Below are 20693 nucleotides of genomic sequence, written 5' to 3'. Positions count from 1 at the left end.
GCGTTCCTTGTCGTGCCGGGCTTAGGCTGTGGCCTTTTGCCCGGGCCCTACTGGCGCTTCCTGCACGCTATCGCCCAGGTACTCGCCCTCGGCGATGATCCCGGCCGCACGGTCCTGGGCTTCCAGTTGCAGGGCCTTGGGCACCGACAGCCAGTAGGCCAGGCCCACCGCGACGAAACCGGCGCTGAGCTTGCCGATCAGCACCGGCAGGATGATGGTCGGCTGGAAGTTGGCGGTGAAGGACAGGTGGTCGCCCAGCAGGAACGCCGCGCAGACGCCGAAGGCAATGTTGATCACCTTGTCCTTTGGCGGCATGTAGCGCACCAGGCGGAACATCGCCAGGATGTTGGCGATGGTGGCCAGCATGCCGGCGCTGCCCACGGCGCTCAGGCCGACCTTGCCACCCAGGCTCTCCAGGGGTTTGCCCAGGTATTTGCGCAGCAGGTAGACCATGGGGAAGGCCCCGGCCAGCATGATGCCGATGTAGCCGGCAGTCTCCAGCGCGCGGGTCTGGTCCTCGGCGTCGGCGATGATCGGGTGGAAGCCCCAGCTGCCGAAGACCGTGGTGAACACGCCGGTGAAGTGCTGGACGATCGAGGCCACCAGTACCAGCTTGATCACTGCGTCCAGGGTCCGGCCGAAGATGATGAAGCCCTTGATCATCAGGTCCGGCAGGAACCGCAGGCCCAGGGCCAGGGCCACGACGAAGATCAGGATCGGCAGCAGGTTGGCGAACAGGCCACCCACGGCCAGGGCCAGTTGGTAGCTGGCCTCGGAGTTGGTGCTGACCAGCTCGCGGACCATCGGGTTGCTGAAGGCCAGGATCAGGCTGGCCACCATCACCCCGACCGGGATGGTCAGGATGCCGGACATGATCCCCAGGGCCATGTACTTGTGGTCGCGCTTGTCGAGCATCGCCAGGCCCATGGGGATCGAGAAGACGATGGTGGCGCCACCCATGAAGCCGGTGATCAACGCCATCACCAGCGCTTCCTTGCTGGCCGCCAGGGCCGAGGCCAGGTGGTAGCCGCCCATGTCCGAGGCGATGATCATCGTCGCCGCCAGGGCCGGGTCGGCGCCCAGGGATTCGAAGAAGGGCCCGAAGACCGATTCGATCAATACGGTGAGATAGGGGATGGAAGCCATGATCCCTGCCGCCGGCACGAAGATGTAGCCCGTGGCGTGGATGCCTTCCATGAACTCCTTGCCCAGCCCGCGATCGCTGTCATAGATGGCAGCGAGGGCGCCGAGCACGGCACAGAGCATGATGAGGTAGAGCACGTAGTTGCCGATCTGGTCCATTGCTTTGCTCCCTTGTCTTATTGTTTTTCAAGGCTCTTGTTCGAGCCCGGGGCTGTGCGCGCGAGGTCGTTGACTCAGAACTTCCGACAGCAGCGTCCCGTCCGGCAAGCCAGTGGCACCGGACCACGAAGGTATAGATGTGCGGCAGGGCCGCGAAAAAACTCCCGGCGACCCTGGGGCCGCCGGGAGGGTCGATCAGAAGAAGCCCAGCGGATTGATGTCGTAGCTCACCAGCAGGTTCTTGGTCTGCTGGTAGTGGTCGAGCATCATCTTGTGGGTCTCGCGGCCCACGCCGGATTTCTTGTAGCCACCGAACGCGGCGTGCGCCGGGTACAGGTGGTAGCAGTTGGTCCACACGCGACCGGCCTTGATCCCACGGCCCATGCGGTAGGCGCGGTTGATGTCGCGGGTCCAGACCCCGGCCCCCAGGCCGAACTCGGTGTCGTTGGCGATCGCCAGGGCCTCGGCTTCGTCCTTGAAGGTGGTGATGCTCACCACTGGGCCGAAGATTTCTTCCTGGAATACGCGCATCTTGTTGGTGCCCTTGAGCAGGGTCGGCTGGATGTAGTAGCCGGTTGCCAGGTCGCCTTCGAGTTTCTCCACCTTGCCGCCGGTGAGCAGCTGCGCACCTTCGTTCTTGGCGATGTCGAGGTAGGACAGGATCTTGTCGAACTGTTGTTCGGAAGCCTGGGCGCCGACCATGGTGTCGGTGTCCAGCGGGTCGCCACGCTTGATCTGCTCGATCTTCTTCATCACCGCCTGCATGAATTCGTCGTAGATCGACTCCTGCACCAGGGCGCGGGATGGGCAGGTGCAGACTTCACCCTGGTTGAAGAACGCCAGCACCAGGCCTTCGGCGGCCTTCTCGATGAACTTCGGCTCGGCCTGCATGATGTCTTCGAAGAAGATGTTCGGCGACTTGCCGCCCAGCTCCACGGTGGACGGGATGATGTTCTCGGCGGCGCATTTCATGATGTGCGAGCCCACCGGGGTCGAGCCGGTGAAGGCGATCTTGGCGATGCGCTTGCTGGTGGCCAGGGCCTCGCCGGCTTCGCGGCCGAAACCTTGCACCACGTTGAGCACGCCTTTTGGCAGCAGGTCGCCGATCACTTCCATGAGCACGGTGATGCCCAGCGGGGTCTGCTCGGCAGGCTTGAGCACCACGCAGTTGCCGGCGGCCAGGGCCGGGGCCAGCTTCCAGGCGGCCATCAGGATCGGGAAGTTCCACGGGATGATCTGGCCGACCACGCCCAGTGGCTCATGGATGTGGTAGGCCACGGTGTTGCCGTCGATCTCGGCGGCGCTGCCTTCCTGGGCCCGCAGGCAGCCAGCGAAGTAGCGGAAATGGTCGGCGGCCAGGGGGATGTCGGCGTTCAGGGTCTCGCGTACGGCCTTGCCGTTGTCCCAGGTTTCGGTGATGGCCAGCAGTTCGAGGTTCTGCTCGATGCGGTCGGCGATCTTCAGCAGGATCAGCGAGCGGGCCTGGACCGAGGTCGCGCCCCAGGCATCGGCGGCGGCATGGGCGGCGTCCAGGGCTTTTTCGATGTCTTCGGCAGTGGAGCGCGGGAATTCGGCAATCGGCTTGCCGTTCACCGGCGAGGTGTTGGTGAAGTACTGGCCTTTGATGGGCGCGACGAATTCGCCGTTGATGTAGTTACCGTACTTGCTCTTGAACGAAACGATAGCGCCTTCAGTACCGGGGTGTGCGTAACGCATGGGGTATCTCCTGGCTTTTATGCTTATGGGGGAGGACGCGCTGTAGCGCATGGCAAGCGTAGAGCAAAGCCCGGGCCAGCGTAGCGCGAGCCATGTGAATCAAGCGTTTGCGCAGGTAGCAGGGGCTGTCGGTCCCTGGCGTGTGACAAATCTGGCGCAGCATTGAGTGACAGTTTGTAACCTGGATGGCACAAGCTGTGGCTCAGGGGACAAGCTGGCGTTGCAATGCGACGACGCCTGGAGGATGCTGGCTCGAATGTCGAATCCTGTCGGACAAATCCGTCGGCCCATCGGTGTTTTCGTCGATGGACCCTGATCTCCAGACCTTCGGTGGCGCAGGATCGCGCCCGCGTGTGACAGCACAGCAGGAGAACAATAAGAAATGCACAGCAGTAATCATCTCACCCGCCATGCCCAGCAAGTGCTGACGGTCGCCCGGGGCAAGGCTCATCTGCAGGGGCCCGGCAGCGATCCTTCCATCGCCCGCTCCTGGTTGCGCTGCCTGGAGGACTATCACCTCGACCCGGCTCTTTCCATGGCCCCCACGGTGCTCGAGCACGGTCGCCTGCTGGAGAGCCGGGAGCGCTTGAAGGATGTCCTGCAGATCGCCGGCACCGAAATGGCCAACCTGCACCAGCAATTGTCTGGCGCTGGCCATGCGGTACTGCTGACCGATGCCCGTGGGGTGATCCTCAACTGCATCACCGCTCCCAGCGAGCGCAAGATCTTCGAACATGCCGGGTTGTGGCTGGGGGCTGACTGGAGCGAGGCCCGGGAGGGCACCAACGGTATCGGTACCTGCCTGGTCGAGCGCCAGTCGCTGACGATTCATCAGGGCGAGCATTTTCGTGGACGGCACACCGGCCTGACCTGTTCGGCCAGTCCGGTGTTCGATCCCCATGGCGAGTTGCTGGCGGTGCTGGATGTGTCGTCGGCTCGCCAGGATGTTTCCCGCCAGAGCCAGTTCCACACCATGGCCATGGTCAACCTCTCGGCGAAGATGATCGAGAGTTGCTACTTCCTGCGTTACTTCGAGAACCAGTGGTTGCTACGCTTTCATTTGCAGGCCGAATCGGTGGGCCTGTTCAGCGAGGGTCTGCTGGCCTTCGACGGCGAAGGACGGATCTGCGCGGTGAACCAGAGTGCGCTGAACCTGCTGGGGCATATCCGCGGCGGCCTGTTGGGCAAGCCGGTGGACAGTTTCTTCGAGTGCTCCCTGGACGAGCTGTTCGGGCGCGCCAGCCTGAACGCCAGTGCCAGTTGGCCATTACGCACCCGGGATGGGCGGCATTTGTTCGCCCTGCTGCGAGGCGCGCCACCTGCCGTTGTACAACCCATGCTGCGAGCCCCGGCGAATGTGGCGGTGCCTAAGGCTTCGGGCATCTGCCTTGGCGATGCTGGCCTGCAAGGCGATTTTCGCCGGGCATCGCGGGTCTTCGAGCGCGACGTGCCGCTGCTGATCAATGGTGAGACCGGCTCGGGCAAAGAGGCCTTCGCCAAGGCCGTGCACCAGGCCAGTGCCCGGGCGGACAAGGCCTTCGTCGCCCTCAACTGCGCGGCCATTCCGGAGAGCCTGATCGAGAGCGAACTGTTCGGTTATCGCGGTGGCAGTTTCACCGGGGCACGCAAGGAAGGCATGCGCGGCAAGTTGCAACAGGCCGATGGCGGTACTTTGTTCCTCGATGAAATCGGTGACATGCCCCTGGCCTTGCAGACTCGTTTGCTGAGGGTGCTGGAGGATCGACTGGTGGTGCCGATCGGAGGCGAGCCGCAATCGGTCAATGTCCGGATCATCAGCGCCACCCACCGCAACCTGCTGGAGCGAGTCGGCGACGGTAGTTTTCGCGAAGACCTGTACTACCGGCTCAATGGCCTGGAGATTGCCCTGCCAGCCTTGCGCGAGCGCAGCGACAAGTCCCAGTTGCTGGATTTTCTCCTGGCCGAAGAGGCGGGCTCGCAACCGGTGGTGCTGGACGAGGCGGCGCGCCAGAACCTGCTGGCCTACTCCTGGCCGGGTAACGTGCGGCAATTGCGAAACGTACTGCGGACCTTGGCGGCGCTGTGCGAGGACGGTCGGATCGGTGTGCAGGACCTGCCACCGCTGATTCGCCAGGGCCACCGCCCGATAGCGCCCAGCGAACCCCTCGATGATCAGCCGGAGCGGCCTCTTGAGGATGCCGAACGGGTGGCCCTGCTGGCAGCGCTGGAGCAGCAGCGCTGGCACATGACCCACACCGCCGAGCAGTTGGGGATCAGCCGCAACACCCTGTATAGAAAGCTGCGCAAGCACAGTATCGCGCGCTGAGCCTTCGCTTGTTTCCGACCAGCCATGGCGTCAGGCCGTGGCTGGATCTCCCCGTCAGCTAAAGGGTGCGAATTGCAGCCCTCTAGGCTACCCTGCGCCGATGTTTTATGAGGTCGACTATGCACATCCATATTCTCGGTATCTGCGGCACTTTCATGGGGTCGATGGCGGTTTTGGCCAAAGAACTCGGCCACCACGTCACCGGCTCCGACGCCAACGTCTATCCGCCGATGAGCACCCAGCTGCAAGCCCAGGGCATCGAGCTGACCCAGGGTTATGATCCGGCCCAGCTGGACCCCGCACCGGACCTGGTGGTGATCGGCAACGCCATGTCCCGGGGCAACCCGGCGGTGGAATATGTGTTGAACAAGGGCTTGCCCTATGTGTCCGGCCCGCAATGGCTGGCGGACCATGTGCTGCAAGGGCGTTGGGTACTGGCGGTGGCCGGCACCCATGGCAAGACCACCACCAGCAGCATGCTGGCCTGGGTGCTGGAGCATGCCGGGATGAGCCCGGGCTTTTTGATCGGCGGCGTGCCGCAGAACTTCGCGGTCTCGGCCCGCCTGGGCGGCACGCCGTTCTTCGTGATCGAGGCCGACGAGTACGACAGCGCGTTCTTCGACAAGCGCTCGAAGTTCGTCCATTACCGTCCGCGCACCGCGATCCTCAACAACCTCGAATTCGACCATGCGGATATCTTCCCGGACCTGGCGGCCATCGAGCGGCAGTTCCACCACTTGGTGCGGACTATCCCCAGCGAAGGCCTGGTGATCCATCCCACCACCGAGCCCGCCTTGCAGCGGGTGATCGAGATGGGTTGCTGGACCCCGGTGCAGACCACCGGCGCCGGCGGCCAGTGGCAGGTCAAGCTGCACAGCGAAGACGGCTCGGCCTTCGAAGTGCTGTTCGAGGGTGTGAGCCAGGGCGTGGTCGAGTGGGAACTGACCGGCCAGCATAACGTCGCCAACGCCTTGGCGACCCTGGCCGCGGCCCGTCATGTGGGCGTGGTGCCGGCCATGGGCATCGCTGCGCTGAGCGCTTTCAAGAGTGTGAAGCGGCGCATGGAGAAAGTCGCCCAGGTGCATGGCGTGACCATCTACGATGACTTCGCCCACCACCCGACGGCCATCGCCACCACCCTGGATGGCTTGCGCAAGCGCGTCGGCGAGGCGCCGGTGATTGCCATCATCGAGCCGCGCTCCAACTCCATGAAGTTGGGCGCCCACCGCGACGGCCTGCCGGAAAGCGTCAACCAGGCCGACCAGGTGATCTGGTACGCGCCACCCAACCTGGGCTGGGACCTGGCGGCCACGGCGGCCCAGTGCACGGTGCCGTCGATCGTCAGCGATTCGCTGGACGGCATCATCGAGCGAGTGAAGAGCCAGGCCAAGCCCGGGACCCAGGTGGTGATCATGAGCAATGGCGGCTTTGGCGGCCTGCACGGCAAGCTGGCCGAGGCGCTGCAATGAGCAACGGCCCGGAACGCATCACCCTGGCCATGACCGGGGCGTCCGGCGCGCAATATGGCCTGCGCCTGCTCGACTGCCTGGTCCGCGAGGACCGGGAAGTGCATTTCCTGATCTCCAAGGCCGCGCAGTTGGTGATGGCCACCGAGACCGATGTCACCCTACCGGCCAAGCCGCAGCTGATGCAGGCGTTCCTGACCGAGTACACCGGGGCGGCGGCGGGGCAGATCCGGGTCTACGGCAAGGAGGACTGGATGTCGCCGGTGGCTTCGGGCTCCGGCTCACCGGCCGCGATGGTGGTGGTGCCTTGCTCTACCGGCACCCTGTCGGCGATTGCCACCGGCGCCTGCAATAACCTGATCGAACGGGCTGCGGACGTTACGCTCAAGGAGCGCCGTCAGCTGATCCTGGTGCCGCGCGAGGCGCCGTACTCCAGTATTCACCTGGAGCACATGCTCAAGCTGTCGAACCTGGGCGTGACCATCCTGCCGGCCTCGCCGGGTTTCTATCACCAGCCCCAGACCATCGATGACCTGGTGGACTTCGTGGTGGCGCGAATTCTCAACCTGCTGAATATCCCCCAGGACATGCTGCCCCGTTGGGGCGAGCATCATTTGAGCAGCGATGAGTAAAGCCCTGCCTTTGCTGTTGGCGGCCCTGCAGTTGGGCGGCTGCGCCACGGCCCGGACCCTGGATGCGGCGAAGCCCGGGGCTGCGGTGGTGTACTCGGGGACGCGCCTGGATCTGTATGCCCTGCAGGGCGGATGTTGTCCCCTGGATCGCTTTGGTGCCGAGGCGCCGGGGTATCCGGGCCTGGACCTGCCGGCCAGCGCTGTGCTCGATACGTTGCTCTTGCCGCTGTCGGTGCTGACGGTGTTGGGCGTGGGGTTCAGGGCTACCGGCGGGTTGTAGGGAGAGTTGCCAGGCCGCCTCCTGCGGAGCTTGCCTGGCGCAGCCGATCATTTGCCCAGCTTGCGCAACTCGTCGGACTCCACCACCCGGGTGCCACTCTGTTCTTCCAGGGCCAGGCGCCACATGGCTCGAGCCAACTGGCAGGCTTCGATGCCGCGGTACTTGCCCGGGATCAGCCGCGATAGTGGACCGACCAACTGCTCGCCAAGACGCGGTTCGACCCGGTCTCCGAGCAATAGGGAAGGCCGGCAGATGGTCAATTGCGGCCAGCCCTGGCGCTTCAGCGCCTCTTCCATCTCGCCCTTGACCCGGTTGTAGAAAATCGACGACTTGGGGTCGGCGCCCAGGGCGCTGACCACAACCAGGTGTCGTGCACCCATTTCCAGGGCGCGCTTGGCGAAAGTCACGACCAGGTCCAGGTCCACGGCGCGAAAGGCGGCTTCGGAGCCGGCTTGCTTGATGGTGGTGCCCAGGCAGCAAAAGGCGATTTCCACCTTGCCGGTCAGCTGCGGCAGGACGGTTGCAGGGTCGCCGACCGGGTTTTCCAGTCGTGGGTGCTCGCTCAATGGGCGCCTGCTGGGGGCTAGGACCCGGCTGATGGTGGGCTCGTTGAGCAGGCGGTCGAGCAATTGCTCCCCGGTCAGGCCAGAGGCGCCGGCGAGCAGGATGTGCTGTGGCGTCAAGTACATAGTCATTCCCCCTTGATACTGTTCCAGCTTAGTTGCCTTGTGCTTCCTTGCTGCTGATAGAGACACTCTGCAGGGCTTTTCGTGCCTGCTGCTTGCGTAGTTGCTGCCAGTGGGCGATGACCCCCTTGGGGGCCCAGATCTGTGGCTCGGACGGGTCGAAGTTGTCCGCCTGCTCGCGCTCGGCCACGCTCGCCTTGGCCAGCATGAAGGCGTGCTCCAGGTCATCGGTCTGGTTCAGCGCCTGGGCGAACAGGGCGTCTCCGAAGTAGGTGAAGTCGGCTTCTTCCGAGCAGCCGAAGGATACCCGGTCCGCCTTTGAGGCGGTCATGACCAGGGTTCGTTCATCCTTGAGGGCCGGGATGAAACCGCCAGAGTAGCAAGCCGAGATGACCACGATCTTGTCGCGATTCTTCAAGGGCGCCAGGGCATTGGCCAACTCGTCGGCGGGCAGGTCGGCCAGCTCCAGGCGTGGTTGGTCGAGCACCAGTTCATGTTCGCTGGTGCCGTGGCTGGTGAGGTAGATGAATACCAGGTCTTCGGGACCGCTGCGTTCGGCCAGGACCTGGGCCGCGCGGCGCAGGTTTTCCCGGGTGGCCATGGGGCGGTTCATCATGTGGTCGCGGTGGTTCACCAGGCGGATCTGGCCATAGGCGCCGAAACGGCTGGCGAGCATGTTGCTGACATAGTCGGCTTCACGCAGGAATACGCTCTGCTTGCCATCGCCGGCCAGGGTCAGGCTGTAGAGCTCGATGGCTGGGGTCGAGGCCGGCACGGCATCGAGGGCTTCCTTGAGTAGGCGGCCCTGGTTCAGCAGGGCCGTTTCCAGGGGGTCGGGGAGCAGCTTGCCATCGGCATCGCGAACCCGCAGGCCGTTGTTCCACACACCGCTTTGCACGCTGCCGTCGCGTAGCACCAGGACCCCGTGCCCCTGATAGTTGTCGCTGTCGAATCCACCGACATAGAAGCTGCCATCGCTGAGGTTCAGGCGCCCCTCGCCGCTGAAACGCCAGTCGCTGAAGGTACCGAGGTAGTGGCTGCCATCGGCGCCGATCAGCTCACCCTTGCCGCCCAAGGCTCCGTCCTTGAACTGACCGATCCATACATCGCCGTCGGAGTTTTCATAGCGGCCTTTGCCATTGAGCTGGTTGTGCTTGAAACCGCCGACGTAGATATCGCCTTCGGCACTGTTGAACGTGCCATTGCCTTCGAGTTGACCGTCGACGAAGTGGCCGCTGAACTGGTTGCCGCTGGAGTCGCTGCGCTGGCCTTCGCCATTGGGCTTGCCCTTGGCGAACTGGCCCTGGTACTGGCTGCCGTCGTCCAGTTCCAGGCGCCCCAGGCCCGAATACAGGTCGGCCTTGAACTCGCCCCGATAGGTCATGCCGTCTTCTTTGAGGGTGCCTTCGCCGTCACGGCGCCCGAGCTTGAAGCCGCCACTGTAGCTGCTGTTCTTGGTGGTCAGGGTGCCTTGCCCATGGAATAACCCTTGCTGGAACAGGCCTCGGTAGACTTCGCCGTTGCTACCGTGCCATTCCCCTTGCCCGTGCCATTGCCCCTTGTCGAACTGACCGGCATACCAGCTGCCATTGGGGTAGTCGATGCGGCCCTGGCCCTGCAACAGACCGTTGACCAGGTCGCCACGATAGCGTCCGCCATCCGGTAGGCGGGCATCGGGCGGCAACAGTGATTCGCCATCACCGCAAGCGCTGAGCAGGAGGGTCAAAACCAGGGGGACAAATGGGCGCATAACGGGTTCCGGATGATTAGGGGTCCGAGTATGCCGTAGCCGTGTGCCTTATATATAGAGAGCCTGAGCGAAACAGCGTGATGCGTTTCGCTCAGGGGTGCATCAGACGAAGCAGAGTGACAGGGGCTCAGCGATATAGGCCGGTTTTTCCTGGCCTTCGATTTCCAGGGTGACGCTGGCCTTGAGCAGCCATTGGCCGGGTTTCTTCTCGGTCGCGTCCACCAGGTCGACCTTGAGCCGCACCTTGGAGTCGACCTTCACCGGCTGGATGAAACGCACGCTGTCCAGGCCATAGTTGATCGCCATTTTCAGCCCCTGGGGCAGTACCAGGATGTCCTCCATCAGCTTCGGAATCAGCGACAGGGTCAGGAAACCGTGGGCGATGGTGCTGCCAAATGGCGTCTGTGCGGCCTTGGCCGGGTCGACGTGAATGAACTGGAAGTCACCGGTGGCTTCGGCAAACAGGTTGATACGCTCCTGGTCGATAGTGAGCCATGCGGAACGACCCAGTTCCTTTCCAACATAATCCTTGAGCTCTGCAACAGGAACATAGGGCATTGACACTCTCCTTGGTTCAACGATTTTTGGTGATCGATGCGGTGTTTCACGGTCCGAAACTTCCACTGTAGATCATCATGGTGATCCGGCTCGGTAAAGATCCATGCTTTTGGCGAATGCCGGTTCATCGCGCCTGCGTGCTTATAATGCGCGACGGGATCTGGCTGGAGAGGGCGGTATGTTGTTACGCGGTTTGACATGGCTGGTGCTGTTCCAACTGCTCGGGACGGCGCTCAATCATCTGCTGTTGCCCGTATTGCCGGGGCCGATCATCGGCCTGCTATTGCTGCTGGTGTTCCTGGTCGTGCGCGGTGAAGTGGGCGAGCCGTTGAACCAGGCGGCCGGCAGTCTGTTGCGTTATCTACCACTGTTGCTGGTACCGCCTGCTGTCGGGGTGATGGTCTACGCCCGGGATATCGCTGCGGACTTCTGGGCCATCGCCGGGGCGCTGGTGCTGTCGCTGGTGCTTTCCATGGCCTTTGCCGGAGTGCTGATGCAGCGCCTGGTCAAGCGCCAGGCTCGCCGGGAGGAGCGCCCATGAGTTTCGATTGGCAGGGGGCCTGGGCCGCGGTCATCCACCATCCGCTGTTTGGCATCGGTATCACCCTCGGGGCCTATCAACTGGTGCTGGCGGCATTCGAAAAGACTCGCTGGATGTTCCTGCAGCCGGTGCTGGTATCGATGCTGCTGGTGATCGGGGTACTGCTCGGTTGTGGGTTGAGCTATGCCGAGTACCGCAAGAGCACCGAGATCCTGAGCATTCTCCTGGGGCCGGCTACAGTCGCCCTGGCGGTGCCGCTGTACCTCAACCTGCGACGTATCCGCCAGTTGTTCTGGCCGATATTTACTACGCTGGTGGTGGGTGGGGTTCTGGCCACTAGCCTGGGCGTGTTGCTTGGGTGGTGGTTCGGTGCCGAGCACATGATCCTCATGACCATGGCACCCAAGTCGGTTACCTCACCGATCGCCATGCTGGTGGCCGAGCAGATCGGCGGGGTAGCGGCACTGGCCGCGGTGTTCGTGCTGATCACGGGCGTGATTGGTGCGATTTTCGGCCCCGGCCTGCTCGATCGTCTGGGAGTCCGGGCACCCGAGGCCCGGGGCATGGCGCTGGGCATGACGGCACACGCCGTGGGCACGTCGGTGGCCCTGCAAGAAAGTGAGGAGTGCGGCGCCTTTGCCGCGCTGGCGATGAGTCTGATGGGCGTGGCCACGGCAGTCCTGCTGCCATTGGCGGTGTCGTTGCTGGTTTGAGGATGGATGTCATGAGTCTGCCGCTGTTCCCCTTGAATACCGTGCTGTTTCCCGGCTGCATTCTGGACTTGCAGATCTTCGAAGCTCGCTACCTGGACATGATCGGCCGCTGCATGAAGCAGGGGAGCGGGTTCGGTGTGGTGTGCATCCTGGAGGGCGCGGAAACTGGTGTGGCTGCCCCAGGTTATGCCCAGGTAGGTTGCGAGGCACTGATTACCGACTTCCACCAGCAGGACAATGGCTTGCTGGGCATTCGGGTCAAGGGCGGGCGGCGCTTTCGTGTCCTTGGTAGCGAGGTGCAGAAGGATCAGTTGGTCGTGGCCCAGGTCCGCTGGCTGGATGAGGCGGCGGAGCAGCCATTGAAGGAAGACGACGCCGACCTGGTGGCGCTGCTCAAGGCCCTGGCCGAGCATCCGATGGTCGAGGCCCTGGACATGGGCGTCGAGGCCGCAGGGCAACAGTCACTGGCCAATCAACTGGCGTACCTGTTGCCCTTTTCCGAGCTGGACAAGATCGATCTGCTGCAACTGGACGATCCACAGCAGCGTCTGGATGCCATTCAACTGCTATTGGATGAGTTGCAAGGTGAGCTCTTCGCCTGAGCCACACCCTCCCGGCGACTCAATAGGCGTAGCGCAGCAGCGCTTGCGGCAAATGTCGCATCGACATGAAGGCACACAGCAGCACCATCACTGGCAGCACCAGCCACCAGGCCTTGGCCGGCATCGGCTTGAGCGGGGCCTGCCACTGGACCAGGGTCAGGCTGGCGGCACAGACGCAGGCTGCGAGCATTGCCCCGGCAAAAATGTCGGTCGGCCAATGAGCTCCCAGATAAACCCGTGACAGGGCGATCGACATTGCCGGCAGGCAGCCCAGCAGCAGCCAGGTCAAGCGCATCCGCGGCGGTTGACCGCGGCCAGCCAGCACCGCGAGGGTCAGGAACAGGGCAAAGGATCCGGAGGCGTGACCGCTGGGCATGCTGAAGCTGGCCAGCGGCTCGCTCAGCACTTCCGGGCGTATCCGGGCGAAGAACCACTTGCCGGCGGTATTGGCCAGTGCAGTGCACAGCAGCGTGGCGCCGGCGAACAACGCATGGCGCCACTGGCGCAGCAGCACCAGCAACAGGGTCAGGGCCGCGCTGATGATGAACATGGCGCGAAACTCGCCGATCTGGGTGACCATCACCATGATCCTGTCCAGTGCCGGGTCGCGGTGTTCCTGTACCAGGGCTATCAGCCCCTGGTCGAACTGGGCCAGGTAGGGGTAGCCGATGAACAGCCCCAGCAGTAGCGCCAGGCTCAGGCCGGACATCAACAGGGTCGCCCGGCGATGGCGACGCAGGCTGCTGTTGACGCTCAGGCCGATCAATACCGCGAGGCTGCCGATGACCACGCCGGCCTGGGGCCAGAACCCTTCGGGCAGAGGCAGGCGAATGGCCGCGCCGGTGGCCCAGCCGGGCAGCAGGTAGGCCACCGACCAGCCTGCCGCAGCCAGCAGGCTGACGGCGAAGAACCGCGGGAACGGCATGTCGAACATGCCCGCCACCATCGGCAGCATTGGGCGTAGGGGGCCGATGAAGCGTCCGACCAGCAGGCTGGCGATGCCATAGCGCTGGAAATAGGCTTCGGCGCCGTTGATCCATTCAGGGTGCTGGCGCAGCCCTGGCAAGCGGCGGATGCGCTGGTGGAAGCGACGTCCCAGCAGGTAGGACGTGACATCGCCCAGGATGCCGGCGGCGAAGCCCAGCAGCAGGGTCTCGCCCAACGACAAGGCGCCATTGCCTGCCAATACCGCGATAGCGAACAACAGTACGGTGCCGGGGACGATCAGGCCGGCGATGGCCAGGCACTCCACGAACGCGACGATAAATACCGCGGCTGCCAGCCACTGTGGGTTGCCGCTTAGCCAGGCGGTCACGCTGTCGAGCCATGGGCCCATAGATTCAACTCCATTGTCAGTATCGAGCGGTGATGGGGTCAGCCGAGGATGAGGTAGTCGCGGCCCTCGACCTGGCCCCGGCGCAACGGGTTCCGGGTGCAGTACGGCGCGTAGGCGGCGTCGACGAAACGGTACATCAGGTGTTCATCGCGGCCCTTGGGTATGCCCAGGCGGGTGCTTTGGATGATCTGCGGTACGGCGGCACCGACATTCTCGACAAAGAGGGCTTCGTGATCGAAGCGTTTCGCATCCCATACTGGGACTTTCAGGCCGAGGGCCTTGCATAGCAGGGTCTGGCCGGCGCAGAGCTTCTGCCAGGGGCGCGGCTGGCCGCTGGCGTCCGGGTTGTTCAGTTGCATTTGCGCCAGGCTGGCAGGGCCGGAAATCTCGTCGACCCAGGGGTAGGCGGACTTTATCAGCACGGCGTTGCCCGGGCCTTGGGCGCTGAAGTTCAATGAGTCGCCGCCCCGGGCGTAGTACATATAGATGTGGCCGCCATCCAGAAACAACGCCTTACGTTTTTCTGTGAAGCCGAGGGAGGCATGGCTGCCTTTTTCCTCGCAGTAATAGGCTTCAGTCTCGATAATGCGCACGGACAACCACAGGTCGCCGACTTTATGGCGGATGACCTTGCCCAGCAGCTCACGGGCCAGGAGCTGAGCATCACGGTCGAAAAAGCCATCAGGCAGGGCTTTGGGCAGTTTCGCAGAGGTCAGGATGGACATGGTGGTGATGAGATGTGGTCAGAAAAGTGCCGGGATGATAACAACTCCAGGCTTAATTCAGGCTGAACTGCGAGTATTTCGACCATCCGCCCGTGACCGCTGTCCGTGGGCGGGCGCGACAGCTATAATCAGCCGCTTTCCTCTTTGCCAAGACCACACCAGACCATGACTGAGTCCGTTCTTGACTACATGACCCGTTTGGGTCGCGCTGCCCGCCAAGCTTCCCGGGTCATCGCCCGTGCCACCACCGCGCAGAAGAACCGTGCGCTGCTGGCGGCCGCCGATGCGCTGGACGCCGCGCGACCGGAACTGGCCGCGGCCAACGAACAGGACCTGGCCAATGGTCGGGCCAATGGTCTGGAGCCGGCCCTGCTGGACCGCCTGGCACTGACTCCCGCGCGCATCGACGAGATGATCGAAGGCTTGCGCCAGGTGGCCAAGCTGCCTGACCCCATCGGTGAAATCCGTGACATGCGCTACCTGCCTTCAGGGATCCAGGTGGGCAAGATGCGTGTGCCGTTGGGTGTGATCGGCATCATCTACGAATCGCGTCCCAACGTGACCATCGACGCGGCGGCCCTGTGCCTGAAGTCCGGTAACGCCACCATCCTGCGTGGTGGCTCCGAAGCCATTCATTCCAATCGCGCCATCGCCACCTGCATCCAGCAGGGGTTGGCGGCGGCCGAGCTGCCAGCCCCTGTGGTGCAGGTGGTGGAAACCACCGACCGCGCAGCGGTCGGCGCGTTGATCACCATGCCCGAGTTCGTCGACGTGATCGTGCCTCGTGGCGGCAAGAGCCTGATCGAACGGGTCAGCCGCGATGCCAGGGTGCCGGTGATCAAGCATCTGGATGGGGTCTGCCACGTGTTCATCGATGTGGCAGCGGACCTGGACAAGGCCATTCGTATCGCCGACAACGCCAAGACCCAGCGCTACGCTCCGTGCAACACCATGGAGACGCTGCTGGTTCACGGGGCTATCGCCGAGCGCGTCCTGCCGCCTTTGGCCGCGATCTATCGCGACAAGGGTGTCGAACTGCGAGGCTGCGAGCAGACCCGGTCGATCCTTGGGGCCGATGTACTGGAAGCCACCGAAGAAGACTGGCGTACCGAGTACACCGCGCCGATCCTCTCGATTCGTGTAGTGGATGGCCTGGAGCAGGCCATCGAGCACATCAATACCTATGGTTCGCACCATACCGACTCCATCGTCACCGAGAACTTCACCGATGCCCGGCGCTTCCTCAACGAGGTGGACTCCAGTTCGGTGATGGTCAATGCCTCGACGCGTTTCGCCGATGGTTTCGAGTATGGCCTGGGCGCGGAGATCGGCATTTCCACCGACAAGCTGCACGCCCGTGGTCCTGTGGGCCTGGAAGGCCTGACCAGCGAGAAGTATGTGGTGTTCGGCGACGGTCACGTGCGTACTTGATGGGCAAACGTATCGGCCTGCTGGGTGGCACCTTCGATCCAGTGCATATCGGCCACCTGCGTGGCGCACTGGAAGTGGCCGAATCCATGCGACTCGACGAGCTGCGCCTGGCACCCAGTGCCAGGCCGCCTCATCGGGATACACCGCAGGTGTCGGCGCTCGATCGTCTGGCGATGGTCGAGCGTGCGGTGGCGGGCGTCTCACCCCTGGTGGTGGACGACCGTGAGCTGAAACGGGACAAACCGTCCTACACCATAGACACACTGGAGCAGATGCGTGCCGAACTGGCTGCTGACGACCAGTTGTTCCTGCTGTTGGGCTGGGACGCATTTTGCGGCCTGCCCACCTGGCATCGCTGGGAGGAGTTGCTCCAGCATTGCCACATCCTGGTGCTGCAACGCCCGGATGCCGATAGCGAGCCGCCGGATGCCCTGCGCAACCTGTTGGCGGCCCGCTCGGTGAGCGATCCGCTGGCCCTGGCAGGGCCGGGGGGACATATTGCATTCGTCTGGCAGACACCGCTCGCGGTGTCTGCCACCCAGATCCGTCAACTGCTGGCCAGCGGTAAGTCGGTACGTTTCCTGGTGCCTGACGCGGTCCTGGCCTATATCGATGCTCACGGACTTTACCGTGCGCCGAACTGAAGGAATGCTGCCGGCCCAGGCCGTGCGGCGTTCCGTACATACGAGCTGAACGAGTTTTATATGACTAACCAAGTAATGAAAGGCGAAGATCTGGTCAAGGTGGCTGTTGCCGCGCTGGAAGACGTCAAGGCCCAGGACATCCTGGTGATCGATGTGCGCGACAAGCAGAGCATCACCGACTACATGGTGATCGCCACCGGTACCTCCAACCGCCAGATCGGCGCGATGCTGGAAAAGGTCCGCGAGATGGTCAAGGCCCAGGGCGTACGCCCGCTGGGTGAAGAAGGCAAGGGCGACAGCGACTGGGTCCTGCTGGACCTGGACGACGTGATCGTGCACATGATGACCGCCTCTGCCCGCCAGTTCTACGACCTGGAGCGCCTGTGGCAGGGCGCTGAGCAGAGTCGTGCGGCCGACGGCAAGCACCACAGCCCGGAAAACACCCATGAGCACTTCGCCAAGCTCAACAAAGACCAGCAATAAGGGACGGCTGTGCGCCTGCGTCTGATCGCTGTCGGTTCACGCATGCCCAAATGGGTGGAAGAGGGTTGGCATGAGTATGCCAAGCGTCTGCCGTCCGAGTTGGCGCTGGAACTGGTGGAAATACCGCTCAATACCCGAGGCAAGAATGCCGACGTGGCCCGCTTTATCCGTCAGGAAGGCGAGGCCATGCTGGCCAAGGTCGGGCATAACGAGCGCATCGTCACCCTCGAGGTGCACGGCAAGCCCTGGAGCACCGAGCAGTTGGCGGTGGAGCTGGATCGCTGGCGCCTCGACTCGCGTACTGTGAACTTCATGGTCGGTGGCCCGGAAGGGCTGGCACCGGAGGTCTGTGCGCGGGCCGACCAGCGTTGGTCGTTGTCGCCCCTGACCCTGCCGCACCCCCTGGTGCGGATTCTCATCGGCGAACAGCTGTATCGTGCCTGGACCGTGCTGTCTGGCCACCCCTACCACAAGTAGCCCACGCCCCTCATGTCTCAGCCGATCCGTATCAAGGACCATGAAAAAGACGCCCGCCTGGTGCGTAACCGGGTGGTGTTCGGCGCCATTCTGGTGGTCTGTCTGATCGGCGTGCTGATTGCCCGCCTGTACTACCTGCAGGTGATCCAGTACGAAATTCACTCGACCAAGTCGGAGAGTAACCGGGTTCACGTCCAGTCCATTCCTCCGAGCCGGGGCCTGATCTATGACCGTAATGGCGTGGTGGTGGCTGACAACCGGCCCAGCTTCAGCCTGAGCATGACGCGCGAGCGTTCCGGTGACTGGCGGCAGGTGCTCGATGTGGTCGTCGAAGTGCTGGAGCTGACGCCCGAAGACCGCGTGCTGTTCGAAAAGCGCGTCAAGCAGGGGCCGCGGGCATTCGAACCGGTACCGATCCTGTTCGAGCTGACGGAAGAACAGATAGCCCGCATCGCAGTGAACCAGTTCCGCCTGCCAGGCGTGGAAGTGGTTGCCCAGTTGGTCCGGCATTACCCACAGGGTGCGCACTTCGCCCATTCCGTGGGCTATGTGGGGCGGATCAACGAAAAAGAACAGAAGACCCTGGACAAGGTGAACTACAGCGGCACGCACCATATCGGCAAGACCGGTATCGAGCGCTTCTACGAGGCGGAACTGCACGGGCAGGTCGGTTACGAAGAGGTCGAGACCAATGCTCGAAATCGTGTGTTGCGCGTGCTCAAGCGTACCGATCCGATTCCAGGCAAGGACATTGTCCTGAGCCTGGATATCAAGTTGCAGGAAGCGGCAGAGGCGGCCCTGGGTGGTCGACGGGGCGCGGTGGTGGCATTGGACCCGAACACTGGTGAAGTCCTGGCGATGGTCAGCCAGCCAAGCTTCGACCCCAACCTGTTCGTGACCGGTATCAGCTTCAAGGCCTATGCCGAATTGCGCGACTCCATCGACCGGCCGCTGTTCAATCGGGTGCTGCGCGGACTCTACCCGCCAGGCTCGACCATCAAGCCGGCGGTGGCGATTGCCGGACTGGATGCCGGGGTCGTCACGGCGGCGACCCGGGTTTATGACCCCGGCTACTACCAATTGCCCAACTACGATCACAAATACCGTAACTGGAACCGCACCGGCGACGGCTTCGTTGACCTGGATACGGCGATCATGCGGTCCAACGACACCTACTTCTACGACCTGGCCCACAAGCTGGGAGTCGATCGGCTCTCGGCCTACATGAGCAAGTTCGGTATCGGCCAGAAGGTCTCCCTGGATATGTTCGAGGAGTCGCCAGGGCTGATGCCTACCCGCGAGTGGAAGCGTGCGACCCGGCGCCAGGCCTGGTTCCCGGGGGAAACCCTGATTCTCGGAATCGGCCAGGGCTACATGCAGTCGACACCGCTGCAGCTGGCCCAGGCTACCGCCCTGGTGGCCAGCAAGGGGCGCTGGAACCGGCCGCATCTGGCCAAGAGCATCGAGGGCGAAAAGCCCGTGGATCACAATCCGATGCCGGATATCGTGCTGCGCGACCCGGCGGACTGGACGCGGGTCAACCATGGCATGCAACAGGTGATGCACGGTGCCCGGGGTACCGCACGCAAGGCTGCGGTCGGCTCGCCGTATCGCATCGCCGGCAAGAGTGGTACGGCCCAGGTGGTAGCGATCAAGCAGGGCGAGAAGTACGACCGCTCCAAGGTCCAGGAGCGCCACCGCGACCACGCCTTGTTCGTGGGGTTCGCGCCTGCCGAGAATCCGAAGATCGTGGTGTCGGTGATGGTGGAGAACGGTGAGTCGGGCTCCGGTGTCGCCGCACCTGTAGTGCGCCAGGTCATGGATGCCTGGCTCCTGGGCCCGGATGGCCAGCTCAAGCCAGAATTCGCCAGCCCTATCAGCACGGAGGCTACGGCCCGTGAAGAGTAATTTTGACCGCATTCTGTCCAGCGAGGATGTGATGCGGCGTCGGGCGACGCTATTGCAACGCCTGCATATCGATGGCCCTTTGTTGATCCTGCTGCTGACCCTGGCCGCCGGCAGCCTGTTCGTGCTGTATTCGGCCAGCGGCAAGAGCTGGGACCTGTTGGCCAAGCAAGCCACGTCCTTCGGTATCGGCCTGGTGTCGATGATTGTCATCGCCCAGTTCGAGCCGCGCTTCATGGCGCGCTGGGTACCGCTGGGCTATGTGTTCGGCGTGGTGCTGCTGGTGGTGGTGGACGTGATGGGGCATAACGCCATGGGGGCGACCCGTTGGATCAATGTCCCCGGGGTCATCCGCTTCCAGCCTTCGGAGTTCATGAAGATCATCATGCCGGCGACCATTGCCTGGTACCTGTCCAAGCGCACCCTGCCGCCGCACCTCAAGCACGTGGCGATCAGCCTCATCCTGATCGGCTTGCCGTTCATGCTGATCGTGCGCCAACCCGACCTGGGTACGGCCTTGCTGATCCTGGCCGGGGGCACCTTCGTGCTGTTCATGGGTGGTTTGCGCTGGCGCTGGATCATCGGCGTGCTGGCGGCCGCGGTGCCGGTGGCGATTGCCATGTGGATGTTCATCATGCACGACTACCAGAAGCAGCGGATCCTGACCTTCCTCGACCCGGAAAGCGATCCTTTGGGTACCGGCTGGAACATCATCCAGTCCAAGGCGGCCATCGGCTCCGGCGGCGTGTTCGGCAAGGGCTGGTTGCTGGGCACCCAATCGCACCTGGACTTTTTGCCCGAGAGCCACACCGACTTTATTATCGCGGTCCTGGGCGAGGAGTTCGGCCTGGTGGGGATCTGCGCCTTGTTGCTGATCTACCTGCTGCTGATCGGGCGCGGCCTGGTGATCACGGCGCAGGCCCAGACACTGTTCGGCAAGTTGCTGGCAGGCAGCCTGACCATGACGTTTTTTGTTTACGTTTTCGTCAACATCGGTATGGTCAGTGGCTTGTTGCCGGTGGTGGGAGTTCCGTTGCCCTTCATTAGCTACGGAGGAACTTCGTTGGTGACGCTACTGTCAGCGTTTGGGGTTTTGATGTCGATCCATACCCATCGCAAGTGGATCGCACAGGTTTGATTA

General features: G+C 63.2%; 20 protein-coding genes. 13 read left to right on the top strand and 7 right to left on the bottom strand.

Going from position 1 to position 20693, the window contains the following annotated elements:
- Positions 1-21: 21 nt before the first annotated feature.
- Both eutH and ATY02_RS32695 read right to left on the bottom strand, forming a co-directional pair.
- The gene (gene eutH, locus ATY02_RS32700) at positions 22-1302 is read right to left on the bottom strand and encodes an ethanolamine utilization protein EutH (protein WP_068579677.1); all 1281 of its coding nucleotides are present in this window, start codon (positions 1300-1302) and stop codon (positions 22-24) included.
- A gap of 195 nt (positions 1303-1497) precedes the next feature.
- Entirely contained in the window at positions 1498-3018 is a 1521-nt protein-coding gene (locus tag ATY02_RS32695; RefSeq protein WP_068595430.1) for an aldehyde dehydrogenase family protein, read from the bottom strand.
- A 382-nt stretch (positions 3019-3400) separates the two neighbouring features.
- Here ATY02_RS32695 and ATY02_RS32690 point away from each other — a divergent pair, with 382 nt between their 5' ends.
- The 4 genes from ATY02_RS32690 to ATY02_RS32675 all read left to right on the top strand — a co-directional run bounded on the left by ATY02_RS32690 (position 3401) and on the right by ATY02_RS32675 (position 7701).
- Positions 3401-5323, top strand: a complete 1923-nt coding sequence (locus ATY02_RS32690; RefSeq protein ID WP_068579514.1) for a sigma-54-dependent Fis family transcriptional regulator — start codon at positions 3401-3403, stop codon at positions 5321-5323.
- A gap of 119 nt (positions 5324-5442) precedes the next feature.
- The gene (gene mpl, locus ATY02_RS32685) at positions 5443-6792 is read left to right on the top strand and encodes a UDP-N-acetylmuramate:L-alanyl-gamma-D-glutamyl-meso-diaminopimelate ligase (protein ID WP_068579516.1); all 1350 of its coding nucleotides are present in this window, start codon (positions 5443-5445) and stop codon (positions 6790-6792) included.
- Positions 6789-7421, top strand: a complete 633-nt coding sequence (gene ubiX, locus ATY02_RS32680; RefSeq protein ID WP_068579519.1) for a flavin prenyltransferase UbiX — start codon at positions 6789-6791, stop codon at positions 7419-7421. The genes mpl and ubiX overlap by 4 nt, the downstream gene beginning before the upstream one ends.
- Positions 7414-7701, top strand: coding sequence for a YceK/YidQ family lipoprotein (locus ATY02_RS32675; protein ID WP_068579522.1), 288 nt, complete (start codon positions 7414-7416; stop codon positions 7699-7701). Before ubiX ends, ATY02_RS32675 begins: the two co-directional genes overlap by 8 nt.
- 47 nt (positions 7702-7748) lie before the next feature.
- Here the strand turns inward: ATY02_RS32675 and ATY02_RS32670 are convergent, their stop codons facing one another.
- The 3 genes from ATY02_RS32670 to ATY02_RS32660 form a co-directional block, all read right to left on the bottom strand.
- Entirely contained in the window at positions 7749-8390 is a 642-nt protein-coding gene (locus tag ATY02_RS32670) for an oxidoreductase (protein WP_068579524.1), read from the bottom strand.
- Positions 8391-8418: 28 nt separating this feature from the next.
- Entirely contained in the window at positions 8419-10137 is a 1719-nt protein-coding gene (locus tag ATY02_RS32665) for a C13 family peptidase (protein ID WP_068579527.1), read from the bottom strand.
- A 102-nt stretch (positions 10138-10239) separates the two neighbouring features.
- On the bottom strand, positions 10240-10695 hold the full coding sequence (locus tag ATY02_RS32660; RefSeq protein WP_068579530.1) for a MaoC family dehydratase: 456 nt from the start codon (positions 10693-10695) through the stop codon (positions 10240-10242).
- Positions 10696-10873: 178 nt separating this feature from the next.
- Here ATY02_RS32660 and ATY02_RS32655 point away from each other — a divergent pair, with 178 nt between their 5' ends.
- The 3 genes from ATY02_RS32655 to ATY02_RS32645 are packed head-to-tail and all read left to right on the top strand — an operon-like array spanning position 10874 to position 12551.
- Positions 10874-11236: a CidA/LrgA family protein gene (locus tag ATY02_RS32655; protein ID WP_068579533.1), complete on the top strand. Its 363-nt coding sequence runs from the start codon at positions 10874-10876 to the stop codon at positions 11234-11236.
- Positions 11233-11949: an LrgB family protein gene (locus ATY02_RS32650; protein ID WP_068579536.1), complete on the top strand. Its 717-nt coding sequence runs from the start codon at positions 11233-11235 to the stop codon at positions 11947-11949. Before ATY02_RS32655 ends, ATY02_RS32650 begins: the two co-directional genes overlap by 4 nt.
- An 11-nt stretch (positions 11950-11960) precedes the next feature.
- Positions 11961-12551 carry an LON peptidase substrate-binding domain-containing protein gene (locus ATY02_RS32645; RefSeq protein ID WP_068579540.1) on the top strand — a complete coding sequence of 197 codons (591 nt, stop codon included), beginning with the start codon at positions 11961-11963 and terminating at the stop codon, positions 12549-12551.
- Positions 12552-12570: 19 nt separating this feature from the next.
- Here the strand turns inward: ATY02_RS32645 and ATY02_RS32640 are convergent, their stop codons facing one another.
- The gene (locus ATY02_RS32640; protein ID WP_068579543.1) at positions 12571-13887 is read right to left on the bottom strand and encodes a bifunctional DedA family/phosphatase PAP2 family protein; all 1317 of its coding nucleotides are present in this window, start codon (positions 13885-13887) and stop codon (positions 12571-12573) included.
- Positions 13888-13925: 38 nt separating this feature from the next.
- Complete coding sequence (locus ATY02_RS32635) at positions 13926-14612, bottom strand: DNA-3-methyladenine glycosylase (RefSeq protein WP_068579547.1); 687 nt, start codon at positions 14610-14612, stop codon at positions 13926-13928.
- 165 nt (positions 14613-14777) lie between these two features.
- Here ATY02_RS32635 and ATY02_RS32630 point away from each other — a divergent pair, with 165 nt between their 5' ends.
- Genes ATY02_RS32630 through rodA form a run of 6 tightly spaced genes read left to right on the top strand, consistent with a single transcriptional unit; the run spans position 14778 to position 20690 of the window.
- The gene (locus ATY02_RS32630; protein ID WP_068579550.1) at positions 14778-16043 is read left to right on the top strand and encodes a glutamate-5-semialdehyde dehydrogenase; all 1266 of its coding nucleotides are present in this window, start codon (positions 14778-14780) and stop codon (positions 16041-16043) included.
- Positions 16043-16687: a nicotinate-nucleotide adenylyltransferase gene (gene nadD / locus ATY02_RS32625; RefSeq protein ID WP_068579553.1), complete on the top strand. Its 645-nt coding sequence runs from the start codon at positions 16043-16045 to the stop codon at positions 16685-16687. Before ATY02_RS32630 ends, nadD begins: the two co-directional genes overlap by 1 nt.
- A gap of 60 nt (positions 16688-16747) precedes the next feature.
- Complete coding sequence (gene rsfS, locus ATY02_RS32620) at positions 16748-17170, top strand: ribosome silencing factor (RefSeq protein WP_083235698.1); 423 nt, start codon at positions 16748-16750, stop codon at positions 17168-17170.
- 9 nt (positions 17171-17179) lie between these two features.
- Positions 17180-17647, top strand: a complete 468-nt coding sequence (rlmH, locus tag ATY02_RS32615) for a 23S rRNA (pseudouridine(1915)-N(3))-methyltransferase RlmH (protein WP_011063671.1) — start codon at positions 17180-17182, stop codon at positions 17645-17647.
- A 12-nt stretch (positions 17648-17659) separates the two neighbouring features.
- Entirely contained in the window at positions 17660-19555 is a 1896-nt protein-coding gene (gene mrdA, locus ATY02_RS32610) for a penicillin-binding protein 2 (protein WP_068579560.1), read from the top strand.
- Positions 19556-19586: 31 nt separating this feature from the next.
- Entirely contained in the window at positions 19587-20690 is a 1104-nt protein-coding gene (gene rodA / locus ATY02_RS32605) for a rod shape-determining protein RodA (RefSeq protein ID WP_068579663.1), read from the top strand.
- Positions 20691-20693 lie beyond the last annotated feature (3 nt).

This window comes from Pseudomonas sp. BIOMIG1BAC (assembly GCF_001705995.2).
GTDB classification, from domain to species: Bacteria; Pseudomonadota; Gammaproteobacteria; order Pseudomonadales; family Pseudomonadaceae; genus Aquipseudomonas; species Aquipseudomonas sessilinigenes.
This window is presented reverse-complemented; position numbering and strand designations above follow the sequence as displayed.

Excerpts from the sequence above, each read along its gene's own strand:
- mrdA (WP_068579560.1), top strand. The coding sequence starts at position 17,660 with ATGTCTCAGCCGATCCGTATCAAGGACCATGAAAAAGACGCCCGCCTG.
- nadD (WP_068579553.1), top strand. The coding sequence starts at position 16,043 with ATGGGCAAACGTATCGGCCTGCTGGGTGGCACCTTCGATCCAGTGCAT.
- ATY02_RS32675 (WP_068579522.1), top strand. The coding sequence starts at position 7,414 with ATGAGTAAAGCCCTGCCTTTGCTGTTGGCGGCCCTGCAGTTGGGCGGC.
- ATY02_RS32640 (WP_068579543.1), bottom strand. The coding sequence starts at position 13,887 with ATGGGCCCATGGCTCGACAGCGTGACCGCCTGGCTAAGCGGCAACCCA.
- rodA (WP_068579663.1), top strand. The coding sequence starts at position 19,587 with ATGCGGCGTCGGGCGACGCTATTGCAACGCCTGCATATCGATGGCCCT.
- ATY02_RS32635 (WP_068579547.1), bottom strand. The coding sequence starts at position 14,612 with ATGTCCATCCTGACCTCTGCGAAACTGCCCAAAGCCCTGCCTGATGGC.
- eutH (WP_068579677.1), bottom strand. The coding sequence starts at position 1,302 with ATGGACCAGATCGGCAACTACGTGCTCTACCTCATCATGCTCTGTGCC.
- ATY02_RS32645 (WP_068579540.1), top strand. The coding sequence starts at position 11,961 with ATGAGTCTGCCGCTGTTCCCCTTGAATACCGTGCTGTTTCCCGGCTGC.
- ATY02_RS32655 (WP_068579533.1), top strand. The coding sequence starts at position 10,874 with ATGTTGTTACGCGGTTTGACATGGCTGGTGCTGTTCCAACTGCTCGGG.
- mpl (WP_068579516.1), top strand. The coding sequence starts at position 5,443 with ATGCACATCCATATTCTCGGTATCTGCGGCACTTTCATGGGGTCGATG.
- ATY02_RS32670 (WP_068579524.1), bottom strand. The coding sequence starts at position 8,390 with ATGTACTTGACGCCACAGCACATCCTGCTCGCCGGCGCCTCTGGCCTG.
- ubiX (WP_068579519.1), top strand. The coding sequence starts at position 6,789 with ATGAGCAACGGCCCGGAACGCATCACCCTGGCCATGACCGGGGCGTCC.
- ATY02_RS32690 (WP_068579514.1), top strand. The coding sequence starts at position 3,401 with ATGCACAGCAGTAATCATCTCACCCGCCATGCCCAGCAAGTGCTGACG.
- ATY02_RS32665 (WP_068579527.1), bottom strand. The coding sequence starts at position 10,137 with ATGCGCCCATTTGTCCCCCTGGTTTTGACCCTCCTGCTCAGCGCTTGC.
- ATY02_RS32630 (WP_068579550.1), top strand. The coding sequence starts at position 14,778 with ATGACTGAGTCCGTTCTTGACTACATGACCCGTTTGGGTCGCGCTGCC.
- ATY02_RS32695 (WP_068595430.1), bottom strand. The coding sequence starts at position 3,018 with ATGCGTTACGCACACCCCGGTACTGAAGGCGCTATCGTTTCGTTCAAG.
- ATY02_RS32660 (WP_068579530.1), bottom strand. The coding sequence starts at position 10,695 with ATGCCCTATGTTCCTGTTGCAGAGCTCAAGGATTATGTTGGAAAGGAA.
- ATY02_RS32650 (WP_068579536.1), top strand. The coding sequence starts at position 11,233 with ATGAGTTTCGATTGGCAGGGGGCCTGGGCCGCGGTCATCCACCATCCG.
- rsfS (WP_083235698.1), top strand. The coding sequence starts at position 16,748 with ATGACTAACCAAGTAATGAAAGGCGAAGATCTGGTCAAGGTGGCTGTT.